At 68.9% G+C, this 12,309-nt stretch carries 13 protein-coding genes; 10 read left to right on the top strand and 3 right to left on the bottom strand.

The genetic code is table 11. The features are described from left to right. The first annotated feature begins 78 nt into the window (after window positions 1–78). The 7 genes from EV380_RS12750 to EV380_RS12720 all read left to right on the top strand — a co-directional run bounded on the left by EV380_RS12750 (window position 79) and on the right by EV380_RS12720 (window position 7,129). Window positions 79–1,068, top strand: coding sequence for an aldo/keto reductase (locus EV380_RS12750; RefSeq protein ID WP_130451468.1), 990 nt, complete (start codon window positions 79–81; stop codon window positions 1,066–1,068). A gap of 253 nt (window positions 1,069–1,321) precedes the next feature. Beyond that, window positions 1,322–4,288, top strand: coding sequence for a DUF4040 family protein (locus tag EV380_RS12745; protein ID WP_130451467.1), 2,967 nt, complete (start codon window positions 1,322–1,324; stop codon window positions 4,286–4,288). Continuing rightward, window positions 4,285–4,617 (top strand): sodium:proton antiporter, encoded by a 333-nt coding sequence (locus EV380_RS12740; RefSeq protein ID WP_102159734.1) that lies wholly within the window; start codon window positions 4,285–4,287, stop codon window positions 4,615–4,617. The genes EV380_RS12745 and EV380_RS12740 overlap by 4 nt, the downstream gene beginning before the upstream one ends. After that, window positions 4,614–6,152 carry a monovalent cation/H+ antiporter subunit D family protein gene (locus EV380_RS12735; RefSeq protein ID WP_102159732.1) on the top strand — a complete coding sequence of 513 codons (1,539 nt, stop codon included), beginning with the start codon at window positions 4,614–4,616 and terminating at the stop codon, window positions 6,150–6,152. Before EV380_RS12740 ends, EV380_RS12735 begins: the two co-directional genes overlap by 4 nt. Continuing rightward, the gene (locus EV380_RS12730) at window positions 6,152–6,529 is read left to right on the top strand and encodes a Na+/H+ antiporter subunit E (RefSeq protein WP_130451466.1); all 378 of its coding nucleotides are present in this window, start codon (window positions 6,152–6,154) and stop codon (window positions 6,527–6,529) included. The genes EV380_RS12735 and EV380_RS12730 overlap by 1 nt, the downstream gene beginning before the upstream one ends. Further along, window positions 6,526–6,786 (top strand): monovalent cation/H+ antiporter complex subunit F, encoded by a 261-nt coding sequence (locus EV380_RS12725; RefSeq protein ID WP_102159728.1) that lies wholly within the window; start codon window positions 6,526–6,528, stop codon window positions 6,784–6,786. The genes EV380_RS12730 and EV380_RS12725 overlap by 4 nt, the downstream gene beginning before the upstream one ends. Before the next feature lies 1 nt (window position 6,787). Then, window positions 6,788–7,129, top strand: coding sequence for a cation:proton antiporter (locus EV380_RS12720; protein WP_130451465.1), 342 nt, complete (start codon window positions 6,788–6,790; stop codon window positions 7,127–7,129). A gap of 15 nt (window positions 7,130–7,144) precedes the next feature. On the opposite strand, the gene EV380_RS12715 is transcribed toward EV380_RS12720, so the two are convergent. Further along, window positions 7,145–8,146 carry a YdcF family protein gene (locus tag EV380_RS12715; protein ID WP_242607612.1) on the bottom strand — a complete coding sequence of 334 codons (1,002 nt, stop codon included), beginning with the start codon at window positions 8,144–8,146 and terminating at the stop codon, window positions 7,145–7,147. 126 nt (window positions 8,147–8,272) lie between these two features. Between EV380_RS12715 and EV380_RS12710 the strand changes: the two genes are divergently transcribed. Next, on the top strand, window positions 8,273–8,449 hold the full coding sequence (locus EV380_RS12710) for an SPOR domain-containing protein (RefSeq protein WP_130451464.1): 177 nt from the start codon (window positions 8,273–8,275) through the stop codon (window positions 8,447–8,449). Between the two features lie 76 nt (window positions 8,450–8,525). Here the strand turns inward: EV380_RS12710 and purB are convergent, their stop codons facing one another. Then, window positions 8,526–9,932 carry an adenylosuccinate lyase gene (purB, locus tag EV380_RS12705; RefSeq protein ID WP_130451463.1) on the bottom strand — a complete coding sequence of 469 codons (1,407 nt, stop codon included), beginning with the start codon at window positions 9,930–9,932 and terminating at the stop codon, window positions 8,526–8,528. A 163-nt stretch (window positions 9,933–10,095) separates the two neighbouring features. On the opposite strand from purB, the gene EV380_RS12700 reads away from it, so the two are divergent. Beyond that, window positions 10,096–10,404 carry a hypothetical protein gene (locus tag EV380_RS12700; protein WP_130451462.1) on the top strand — a complete coding sequence of 103 codons (309 nt, stop codon included), beginning with the start codon at window positions 10,096–10,098 and terminating at the stop codon, window positions 10,402–10,404. Further along, window positions 10,401–11,900 (top strand): hypothetical protein, encoded by a 1,500-nt coding sequence (locus EV380_RS12695; RefSeq protein ID WP_130451461.1) that lies wholly within the window; start codon window positions 10,401–10,403, stop codon window positions 11,898–11,900. Before EV380_RS12700 ends, EV380_RS12695 begins: the two co-directional genes overlap by 4 nt. Here EV380_RS12695 and EV380_RS12690 read toward each other — a convergent pair. Then, window positions 11,866–12,276, bottom strand: coding sequence for a phage holin family protein (locus EV380_RS12690; protein ID WP_130451460.1), 411 nt, complete (start codon window positions 12,274–12,276; stop codon window positions 11,866–11,868). The two genes, EV380_RS12695 and EV380_RS12690, sit on opposite strands and share 35 nt — an antisense overlap. Window positions 12,277–12,309 lie beyond the last annotated feature (33 nt).

Below are 12,309 nucleotides of genomic sequence, written 5' to 3'. Positions count from 1 at the left end.
CCGGTCGCACGGCCTAGAGCGTGGCGGGAGATTGTGTCGGCGGCTGCGGTCCGGCCGGCCCGGGAGTAGGTTGGGAACATGATGAAACGAACTCTCGGACGCACTGGATTCGACGTCTCCGTGATCGGGCTCGGCACCTGGCAACTCGGCGCGGACTGGGGCGACGTGAAGGAAGAAGACGCGCTCGCCGTCCTCGACGCCGCGTACGACTCCGGCGTCACCTTCTTCGACACGGCCGACGTGTACGGCGACGGGCGCAGCGAAGCGCTGATCGGCCGCTGGCTGAAGGCCAACCCGGGCGCCTCCGTCACGGTGGCCACCAAGATGGGTCGCCGCGTCGAGCAGCTGCACGAGAACTACACCTTGGACGCCTTCCGCGCCTGGAACGACCGCTCGCGGTCGAACCTCGGCGTTGACACCCTCGACCTCGTTCAGCTGCACTGCCCGCCGACGTCGGTCTACTCCGACGACGCCGTCTACGACGCCCTGGACACGATGGTCGAGGAGGGGCGCATCGCGAACTACGGCGTATCCGTCGAGACCGCCGAGGAGGCGCTGACCGCAATCGCGCGCCCGAACGTCTCGACCGTGCAGATCATCGTGAACGCGTTCCGCCTCAAGCCGGTCGAGGAGGTGCTCCCGGCCGCGGCTGCCGCGGGCGTCGGCATCATCGCGCGCGTCCCCCTGGCCTCGGGCCTTCTGACCGGCCGCTACTCGCTCGACACCGAGTTCGCGGCCAACGACCACCGCAACTACAACCGCGACGGCTCCGCGTTCGACGTCGGAGAGACGTTCTCCGGCGTCGACTACGCCACCGGGGTGCGCGCGGCAGCGCAGTTCACGGAGCTGGCCCGCGGGGCCGCACCGAAGGCGACGGCCGCGCAGGCCGCCCTGGCCTGGCTCGCGTCGCGCCCGGAGATCTCCTCGATCATCCCCGGTGCGCGCAACGCCGAACAGGCGCGCGCCAACGCGGCGGCAGGGGCGCTGGAGCTGCCGGACTCGTTCGACGCCGCCGTGCGCGAGCTTTACGACCGCGAGCTGCGCGCCTCCATCCACCCGCGCTGGTAGAGGCGGCCGGCCCCGCGTCCCGTGGACGTGACAGTTCAATTGGGAAGAACGACATCAGGGGTGTCACCTACGTCACATTTTTCTGATGGTCCCCTCGTATTAAATAGGGCCTTCTCGAAACGGCTCCAACGGCAGGTGCTGAGTACGTGCCGATAGGTTGTATTCGGTAGGCTGTCGGCATGACTCGTGCCTATCCGTGTTGCCCCCTGCGTGGACTGCTTGGAGCCCGCTCAGCTGCGAAGCAACTGACGTGATGCCGGGCATTCCTCTGACGCTCCTGATCCTGTTCGTCGCCGTCGCCGCTACACCCGTACTCACGCGTGTGTTCGGCCGTGCGGCCGGGTGGCCGCTGGCGCTCGCCTACCTTGGCGCGGCGGCCGCTTTCACGCCGACGGCTGTGGCGGTCATGAACGGTGAACGTCCCACGTGGTCGGTCGACTGGGTCCCGAGCTGGGGAGTCGAATTCGGCTTCGCGGCCGACGGCCTGGGCGTCGTCTTCGCCTTCATCGCGTTGATCATCGGTGCCGCGGTCTTCGCCTACTCCACCCGGTACCTCGCCAAAGGCCCGAACCTCAGCTTCTACTGGGTCATGGCCTTCTTCACGCTGGCCATGCTGGGGCTCGTGCTCGCCGACGATTTGCTGCTGCTCTTCGTCTGCTGGGAATTCACGTCCCTGGCCTCCTTCCTGCTGATCGCCCGCTCCGGGCATGGCGGGCAACCGGCGTCGATGCGCACCCTGCTGATGACGTTCATCGGCGGCCTGTTCCTGCTCGCCGCCGTCGCCGCCATCGTCTGGCGCACCGGGACCTTCTCCGTCTCCGAAGCCCTCGGCCACGAGGTCTGGGCCAACGACGCCGGCTTCACCTCGCTGGTGGCGGTCCTCGTCCTGCTGGCGGCCTTCTCCAAGAGCGCGCAGTTCCCGTTCCACGTCTGGCTGCCCGACGCGATGGCCGCGGCGACGCCCGTGTCCGCCTATCTGCACGCCGCCGCCGTCGTCAAGGCCGGTATCTTCCTGCTGATGCGCTTCAGCCCCGCATTCCACGAGACCCCGGTCTGGAACGCGACACTGATCATCGCCGGCCTGTTCACGGCGGCGCTCGGCGGCTGGTTCGCCCTGAAGCAGGACGACCTCAAGAAGCTCATGGCGTACTCGACCGTCAGCCAGCTCGGCTTTATCGTCGCCACCATCGGCGTCGGCACCGAAGCCGCGCTCACGGCCGCCATCCTGCACACGATTGCTCACGCCCTGTTCAAGTCCGGGCTCTTCATGATGGTCGGCGTCGTCGACCACGCCGTGCACACGCGCGACCTGCGCCGCATTCCTCAGCTCTACCGGGCCATGCCCGTTTCTTTCGCCGTCATGGTCCTCGGCTGCGCATCGATGGCGGGCATCCCGCCGATGCTCGGCTTCGTTTCGAAGGAGGGCATCTTCGCGGCCCTGCTCGAGGCCCCGGGCGGAACCACCCTCGGCTATCTCGCGCTCATCGCCGGCGCGGGGGCCGCGGTCCTGACCTTCGCCTACTGCGTCAAGATCACCTTCGGCGGGTTCGTCGACGGCACCAGCGACCGGGAGATCGAGCGCACCGACCCCTGGCTGCTGGGAACCGCGGCGCTGCCGATCCTCGCGTCGATCCCGCTGATCTTCACGCTCTCCAGCTTCGATAATCCGCTGACGATCGCCACCAAGGCGGCGTTGCCGAACAGCGACCCGCACCCGCACATTTCGCTGTGGCACGGGGTGACGCCTGAACTCATCGCGACCGGCGTCGTGTTGGCGATCGGCGTCGTCGTCATTCTGCGCCGGGCCGCACTCGGGCGCTGGATCGGTGCCCGCCCCCACGGCCTCTCCGGAGCCGAGGTGCTCGAGGGCCTCAACCAGGCGGTCGCCAGGGTCGGTCACGCCCTCGCCAGCGTCTTCGTGGTAGCTGACGGCATCAAGCGCCACACCGCGTTCATGCTCGGCCTGTTCGCACTCGTCGTCTTGGCCGGCGTGGGTGCGCTCGTCGGGCGCGGCGAGCTGACGCCCATGGTCAGCGACCTCAGCCGCCCGGTGGACGCGGTCCTGTTGGTGCTGATCACGCTGGCCGTCGTGTTCGTGTGCCGCGCGAAGTCGAGGCTCGGCGCGACGGTCTCGCTCTCCGCCGTCGGCATCCTCGCCACGGTGCAGATCATGGCCCTCGGCGCGCCCGACGTCGGTCTGACCCAGTTGCTGGTCGAAACGCTGACGATCATCGTCATCATGCTCGTCCTGCAGAAGCTACCGCTGAGCTTCGGCCGGCAGTCGGGCCCCCGCCGCACCGGCGCGCTGCTGCTCGCCGGCGTCGTGGGCCTCGCGGCCTTCGCCGCGACCTGGGCGCTCACGGGGCGCCGCGAACGCAGCGCGGTCGCGGACTACTACCTCGAGAACGCGTACGACGTCACCGGCGGCTACAACATCGTCAACGTCATCCTCGTCGAATTCCGTGCCCTCGATACCCTAGGTGAGCTCGCCGTGCTCGGCATGGCCGGCGTCGCCATCATCGCCGTGCTCTCCACCGTCCGCCAGCGCTTCCTCGACCCCGAGACCAAGCGCCGCCAGGAGGACGAGGAAGAGCTGAGCCCCGCGCTCAAGGCCGAAGGCACGACGGCGCACCGCGCGATCACCAACGCGTGGGGCAACGTCGCTCCGCTGCAGCTCATGCTCCGGGTCATCAACCCCGTGCTCGCGATCGTCTCGGCGCTGTTGTTCTGGCGCGGCCACAACGAGCCCGGTGGCGGCTTCATCGCCGCGCTCGTCGGCTCGGCGATCGTCGGTTTCATCTATCTGTCGGCGTCCCGCGACCGGCAGGTGGGCCCGCCCCGGCTGCCCGTGTTCCTGATTGGCGGCGGCGTCTCCGTCGCCGTCGGAACGGGCCTCTTCGGAGTCGTGAAGTACGGTTCGTTCCTGCAGCCGTCGCACTTCGACATCGGCAGTCTGCACATGTCCAGCTCGCTGGTCTTCGACGTCGGCGTGTACATGGCTGTCCTCGGACTCGTCATGGTCGCGTTCAACCTGCTCGGTGTCAGCCCGGAGGACATCCAGCGCCCAGGCGCTGAGCAGCTCCGCGAGCGCACCGACGAAACGGTGGAGGGTGAACTGCCCGGACCGTTGAACACGGTTCGCGGCGAGCGTCCGGAACGGATCGCCGCACGCACCCAGTTCATTTCATCCGGCGAACCGCCACGGGAGGGGGGACGATGATTCTCGCGATGACCGTAGGAGTGCTCGCCGCCGGCGGCACCTACCTGCTCTTGCAGCGGGAGATGGTGCGCATGGTCTTCGGCGTGGGCCTGCTGAGCCACGCCGCCAACTTCCTGCTGCTGGCCTCCGGCGTGCCGGCCTGGCGCGACGAGCCGCTCGTGAACCGCATGGACATGGCCCAGGCCGCTGATCCGCTGCCCCAGGCCTTCGTGCTCACGGCCATTGTCATCACCCTGGCCGTGACGATCTTCATGCTGGCGCTGGCAGTGCTTGGCCACAACGACGACACCCGGCGTCCGCCGGAAACAGGGGAGACGCACGAGAAATGACGTTCAGCTCCCTCCTTCCTCTCTTCGCCGCGATTCCGCTGCTCGCGGCCGGCCTGTCCGTGGTGGTCCGCCGCGCGTGGCTCGATCGTGCGCTGCTCCTGCTGGTGCCCGTGGGAACGCTCATCGGCGCAGTCGCACTGCTGATCCACCACCAGAGCAACGCCGTCGTCGCGCACTCGGTTGGCTCCTTCTCGGGCGTCGTGGCGATCCCCTTCGTGAGTGACACCTTCACGGCCATCATGCTGGCGGTGACCGGCTTCGCGACCCTGTGTGCGAGCGTGTTCCTGCTCAAGACGGGCGAGGACCGGTTCCGTTTCGCGACGGCGCTGATCCTGCTGCTGTCCGGCGGCGTCAACGGCGCCCTGCTGACGGGTGACCTCTTCAACCTCTTCGTGTTCGTCGAAGTCATGCTGCTGCCGTCGTACGCGCTCATCGCGATCACCGGCACGTGGCGCCGGCTCGGCATCGGGCGGTCGTTCGTGATCGTCAACCTGGTCACCTCGACCGTCCTGCTCATCGGCGTCGGGCTTGTCTACGGCGCGGCCGGGACGGTCAACCTCGCGGCGCTGGCCGGCGCGGCGTCGGAAGACCCGATGATCGGGCTCGCCGTGACCGTGGTGCTCGTGGCCTTGGCGATCAAGGGCGGCATGGTTCCGGTGCACGGCTGGCTGCCGAGCACCTACCCCATGACATCCGCCGGGATCATGGCGCTCTTCTCGGCCCTGCACACCAAGGTGGCCCTGTACGCGATCTTCCGGATCTACTCCATCACGTTCGAGGGCGCGGCGCCGTGGATGCCGGTCCTGCTGGTGCTCGTCCTGGCCACAATGCTCGTCGGCTCGTTCAGCACGATGGCGTCCAAAACCCTCCGTGGCGCGCTGGCATTCCAGATGGTCGCCGGCGTCGGGCACATCCTGGTGGCCGTCGTCGTCATGACCGAGGCGTCGCTGGCCGCCGGCATGTTCTACATGGTCCACCACATCATCACGATGGGCGGGCTGATCCTGGCCTCCGGGGCGCTCGAGCACACCTACGGCAACGCCAAACTGGGCGGACTGAGCGGAATGCTGGGACGGGAGAAGCTCCTGGCGGTGCTCTTCGCCCTGGGACTCGGCTCCCTCGTGGGACTTCCGCCCACCTCGGGACTGTGGGGCAAGGCGGGGCTCGTGGTCTCCGCGGCGGCGGCTGAGGACGCGGCCGGGGTGTCCGGAGCGTGGATCGCGGGGCTGACCATCGGCGGCATCATCGTCGCGAGCATCATCTCGCTCATCGCCCTGCAGCGCGTCTGGTCCACGTTGTTCTTCGGGCACGTGCAAGAGACGTACCGGCCGGACGACACCCGCACCGGCCGGGGCGACCCCAAGCCGCTGACCGCCGACGTCAAGTGCAGCGCCCGCCTGCTGGCACCGGCGACCGTGCTGATCGCGGCCAGCCTGGCGCTGTTCTTCTTTGCCGGGCTCGTCCTGCCGCTCTTCGAAACCGCGGCCCACGGGCTCATGGATCCCTCCTCCTACATTAAGGCGGTGCTGGGCTGATGCTGCATCCGTGGAACACCGTGCGCTACGGCGCGTTCCTCGTCCGCGAGATCCTCGCCGGAACGGGGCGCACCGCCCGCTACGCGCTGTCCGGGCGCGCACGCGGCAAACTCGCGATCGTCGAGTACGAGATGCGCTGCGCGACCGACCTCGAGATCACGTGGTTCGCCTCGTCGATCACCATCACGCCCGGCACCCTCGTCGTCGGGATGGCCCCGGGCACGTCCGCTGCGCCGGCGACGCTCTTCGTGCATTCCATGTTCGACAATGACCGCACCTCGGTCGTCGAGGGGCTGCGCGACATGGAGAACCGACTCTTGCGCATGACGCGCGGCTCGGCGGAGAACGCGGCGCCGGGAACCGGAGGTGCAGCATGATCATCGCTCTGTGGACCGCTCTCGGCCTGCTGGCCGTGAGCGTCATCGTCGGTCTCGTGGCGATCGCCCGAGCCGTCGACGGCGCCTCGCGCGCGGTCGTCGGCGACCTGGTGTTCTTCTGCTGCGTCGGATTCCTCGTCCTGATCGGGCTCTTCACGCACTCGGCGGTCTCGATGGACGCCGCGCTGCTGGCCTCGCTCCTGGGCATTCTGGCGACGATCGCTCTGGCCCGCATCCTGACGAGAGGACGGCGCTGACATGGAACTTGTCTTGTCGATTCTAGTGAGCGTGTTCGCGGTGAGCGGCGCGCTGTGCGTGCTGATCAGCGCGGTCTCCATGTTGCACGCGACCGACGCGCTGACCCGCATCAACGCCCTCAGCCCGGCGACGGGTCTCGGCCTGCCGCTCATCGTCACCGCGGCCTACCTGCACCAGATCTACGCCGACGGGTTCGACTGGGTGCATCTCATCCAGTACGCGATCACCGTGATGGCGTTGGTCATCGTCTCGTCCGTCGGCTCCAACGCCCTCGCCCGGGCCGCGTACCTCTCCGGCGCCGAGGCAGATCCAGCCACTGATCCCCAGGACCTGGCCCGCTGATCCCTCGCCCGCCTGCTACGTGGAGGCCAGGACGGCGACGACCAGCAGTGCGCTGAACGCCACGAACGGCAGGCAGAGCACGGCGTGCAGCCACTTATGCTCGACGAGGATCGCGACGAATTCGCGCAGGAAGGCGCTCGGTGCGTAGTACCGGGCGGTCGGCGCGCCGACGACCTCGGCGTCGAGTTTTTGCCGGCGAGCCAGCAGGGCCGCCCGCAACACGTGATAGTTGTTGGTGACGGCGACGAGGGCGCCCTCACGGCCGACGTCGTGCTGGATCCGCTGGGAGAACCGCAGGTTCTCCTCGGTGGTGCGCGCGGCGTTCTCCGGGACGACGTCGGCCGCGTCGGCCCCCGCGGATCGCAGGTAATCGGCCATGCCCTCGCCCTCGGGCCGGGACTCGTCGGGCCCCTGCCCGCCGGACGGGATCAGCAGGGGGTGCGGTGTGGTGGCGTTGTACAGCGCGAGTGCCTTGTCGAGGCGGCTGCGCAGCAGGGGCGGCGGGCTGCCGTCGATGAGGCGGGAGCCGAGAACGACAATCGCCGCGGGCGGCGCGTCGGGCTCCATCCGCCCGTACGCGAACGCGTAGGCGAGTACCACCACGAAGACAACACCCAGGTAGCTGCAGAGGAAGAAGAGCAGTGCGGCGGTGCCGACGGCGAACGCGTTCTCCGTCATGACCAGGAGCACGGCGAAGGGCGGCAGGAGCACGATCGCGCAGCCGAGCGCCAGGGAGAGCAGGTTCGCGAGGCGGCGGCCCTCCCGCCGGAGCATCGTGATCCCGTTTGCGATCAGGAATCCGGCAAGCACGACGACGGCGACCGGGACCAGCAGCAGGACGGCCAGCGAGACGAACCCGAACCCCGGCAACCATTGGGAGAGGATCTCCATGGCGCCGTTGAGGGCGAACCAGGCGGCAGCGACGAGCACGACGCCGTTGCGCAGCATGCGCCGGTCACGGGCGCGCCAGTGCGCGTAGAGGGCGAAGAGTGCGGCGGAGACGATCAAGGAGGACACCGCTTCAGCCTAGTTGAACGGCGTCGCCATCGGGCCGCGCCCACCCCCGACGCAGGGGGACGGGGCGGGGTTCTTAAGCCATACTGACTTCTATCGACTGCACATTCCGAGGAAAGGGTTGGTCCGATGGCAGAGCGCACGGGAGATTACTGGTTCAACGTCAACACCCACGAGGTCGAGGTGGGGCCGCAGTCAGACTGGTCGCAGCTGCTCGGCCCGTACGCGACCCGCGCCGAGGCTGAGGCGGCCCTCGAGAAGGTCCAGAAGCGCAACGAGGCCTGGGACAAGGACGACGAGGACTAGGCCGCCGCCAACTGGAGCGGCCGCCGTCGTACCCGTTTCTCGGTACGACGACGGCCGCTCGACGTGCGCTGGGAGCCTACTTCAGGTGGTCCACCAGGGCCGGGGCGATGCCGTGGTAACTGCCCGGGGTCAGGGCCAGCAGGCGGGCCTCGGCGTCGGCGGAGAGGCCGAGTGAGGAGACGAACTCCTTCATGCGCTCGGCGTCCACGCGGTGGCCGCGGGTGAGGTCCTTGAGGCGCTCGTACGGGTTTTCCATGCCGTCGACGCCGGCGATAGCCTCGGCGCGCATGACCATCTGGATGGCCTCGCCGAGTACCTCCCAGTTGGTGTCGAGGTCGGCGGCGAGCACGTCCTCCGCGACGTCGAGCCGGTCCAGGCCCTTCGCGACGTTGGAGATCGCCAGGAGCGAGTGGCCGAACGCCGTACCGATGTTGCGCTGGCTCGACGAGTCGGTGAGGTCGCGCTGCCAGCGCGACGTCACGAGCGTGGCCGCCAGGGTGTCGAGCAGGCCGTTGGAGATCTCCAGGTTGGCCTCGGCGTTTTCGAAGCGGATCGGGTTGACCTTGTGCGGCATGGTCGAGGAGCCGGTGGCGCCGGCGACCGGGATCTGCGCGAAGTAGCCGATCGAGATGTAGCTCCAGATGTCCGTGCAGACGTTGTGCAGGATCCGGTTGAAGCGCGCGACGTCGGCGTACAGCTCGGCCTGCCAGTCGTGCGATTCGATCTGGGTGGTCAGCGGGTTCCAGGTCAGGCCGAGGCCTTCGACGAAGCCCTTCGCGACCTGCTGCCAGTCCGCACCGGGGACGGAGGCGTAGTGGGCGGCGTAGGTGCCGGTCGCGCCGTTGATCTTGCCGAGGAACTCAGTGCGCCCGATCCGGTCCAGCTGGCGGGCCAGGCGCCACGCGATGACGGCGAGCTCCTTGCCGAGGGTGGTCGGCGTGGCCGGCTGGCCGTGTGTGCGCGAGAGCATCGGGACCTCGCGGGTCTCCTCCGCCATCTTGGTGATCTGTTCGACGAGGGCTCGGGCCGCGGGCAGCCAGACGTCCTCGACGGCGCCCTTGATGCCGACCGCGTAGGAGAGGTTGTTGATGTCCTCCGACGTACAGCCGAAGTGCACGAGCGGCTTGAGCTCCCCGATGCCGATGGCCTCGAGGCGGCGGCCGATGTAATACTCGACGGCCTTGACGTCGTGCACGGTCACGGCCTCGATCTCGGCGAGCTCGGACACGGATTCGCCGTCGAAATCAGTCACGATCTTCCGCAGCGCGGCAACCTGCTCGTCCTCCAGCGGTGCGGTGCCCGGCAGCACGGAGTTGGCGGTCAGGTGGATCAGCCACTCGACCTCGACGTGCACGCGGTCGCGGTTCAGGGCCGCTTCGGAGAGGTAGTCGACCAGGGGCGCGACGGCGGAGCGGTACCGTCCGTCGAGCGCACCGAGTGCCAGAGGTTCGGATGCCAGTGAGAAGCGCGCAGATTCAGCCATGGCTCCTATTCTTCCATGCACGGGCGGCCGTCCCGCCATCCACAGTCCGCGAAACCGGCCACGTTACCCACATGGCACGACGACGACGCCAGCCGCCGTCGTCGCGCTCCTAGCGTGGTGTCTCAGGGCGCGGCCGCCGGCCGCGACGGGCACAAGAAAAGGGGTGGGCGGGGTGTGGGATTCGACGCGGACGTGGGCGGAACTGGCCGATCACACCGCGCTGGCCGCCGAGCGCGTGTACGCGGCGCGCGACGCCTACACCCGACTGCTCACCCAGACCAGCTGGGATTCGCCCGCCGGGGAACGGTTCGCGCAGCGCGTCGAGTCGATGCGACGCACATCGGAGATGCTGGCGCAGCGGATCGACGCGGCGCATTCCGCGGCGGTCGCGGCGTCCGCGCGGGCCGACGCCGAGCGGTCGCAGTGGGCCGGACCGGGCGCGGCCTACGGTTCGAGGGCGGGATGGGGATGAGCGGGTTCATCAGCAGCGGCGGCGCGGGGCAGGCGAGCATCGACTGCCGCAGCGACGATCTCGAAGCGGCCGCCCGACGGCTGGAGGAGGTGTCCGGCATCTTCGCCGAGGCCGCCAGCGCCCTGCGCGTGGCGGAGGGCGCGCAGGGCAGTTTTCCGCCTCGGGAGAGGGGCTTCTTCGCTGATGCGGCGACTGTGGAGGCGGCGCGGGCGCTCGCTGAGGAGATGGACCGCGAATCGGCGACCCTCGCGTTCCGCGTGCGCAACGCGCGGCTGACGTACGAGGCCTGCGAGGCCGAGGTGCTGCGCAGCGCAGAGCAGCTCCGCGGGCGCACCCGGTCGATACTGCTCAACTACGCGCTCGAGTCCCCGGGCTGGTACCCCTCGACGCGGCTGGTCGAGGATCTCATCAATCAATCACCGGCGCTCGCCGGTGAACTTCTGGTGGGATTCCTACTGGGCGGCAGCGGGGTCGGCAGGGCCGCGGGAAGGACGGTGTTCGGCGGGTGGCGTGACCGCGAGCGCGGCGGGCTCGTGGAGCAGTCTGTTTTTGAGCGGGCGGCGCCCGTCCTCGCGGAACTGGTGCGCACCGCCGGTGTCGGCAGGCTGGGGCCGATCGCCGTGGAGGAAGTCGCGGAAGTGCCCGGTGCCCGGCCGGTGACCGGGACGCTCGAGGGGATACTCGAGTTTCAGGCGGGGTTCGCTCGGGACGACGTGCCGGAGGCGAACATCCTGATCAGTTCCACCGAGACGGCCGCGGGCACGGTGCACGTCGTCGCGTTTCCAGGAACCCAGATCGGCGGTGTTGACGACGGAAGGAACTTCGCTGACGCCGGCGGTGCAGTGGAGGCGGCGGGCGCGGAGAGTGAATACGTGATCGAGGCGACCCTGGAAGCTCTCGAGCGGGTGGGTGTCGACGAAGGGGACCGGCTCGTCTTCAGCGGGCACAGCCAGGGCGGAATGCACGCGGCCAACGCGGCGGCCAGCAAGCAGGTCCGGGGCCTGTACCGCGTCGAGTACGTCGTGACCGCAGGATCGCCTGTGGGGGAGACGGCCATCCCGCAGGATGTGCCGTCACTACACCTCGAGCACGTGCATGATCCGGTGCCCGGCCTCGACGGGAGGCCGAACGAGGCTTCCGAATCTCGCGTCACGGTCTATGGTGCGGGTTACGCGCCGGGCGTCGACCCCACGGAACCGGGCGGGGTGTTCGGGCCGGCCCACGCGTTGGAAAACTACCGGTACCTCGCCGCAGGGGCGACGGCCGCGGACGACCCGGCGGTGCGGGAGGCCGAGGCCGGGCTGACGGCGCTGCTGGCGCCGACTGGAGCCACGACGCTGCATCGGGCGCGGCTGCGCCGGCGCGGATCAACGCTACGGCCGGCCGAGACCGTGAATCAGTTCGTCGACAGGCTGGAGAAGAACCGCGGCGACGCGCACCGGCCCCGGCACCTGGCACCGGCTAGTCGCGGCGCTTATCGGGGACGAGCCAGCTGAGCAGCGCGGAGACGACGGCGACGATGATCGCGCCGAGGACGGCGTCCCAGAAGAAGGCGTCGATCGTGAAGGAGACCGGTGTGTACTGCGTGATCCACGCGGTCAGCGCGAGCATCCCAGCGTTGATGACGATCGTGAAAAGGCCCAGCGTGAGGCAGGTGATCGGCAGCGAGAGGAAGCCGATGATGGGTTTGACGATCGCGTTGACGAGGCCGAAGATCAGGCCGATGAACAGGTAGGCAAGGGCGACGCCGGCCGAGTCGCTGCCCGCCGCGGAGGTTGTGGCCTCGGCACCGACGGTGATGCCGGGCAGCAGCCACGCGGCAGCGGCCAGGGCAAGGGCGTTGACAACGACGCGAACGATAAAAGCCATCATGGCCCCAAGTCTGGCATGCGCCCGGGGCGCGGC

The sequence above is a fragment of the Zhihengliuella halotolerans genome (assembly GCF_004217565.1).
Lineage (GTDB): Bacteria > Actinomycetota > Actinomycetes > Actinomycetales > Micrococcaceae > Zhihengliuella > Zhihengliuella halotolerans.
Note: the sequence above shows the minus strand (reverse complement) of the source record. Positions and strands in the feature narration are given on the sequence as shown.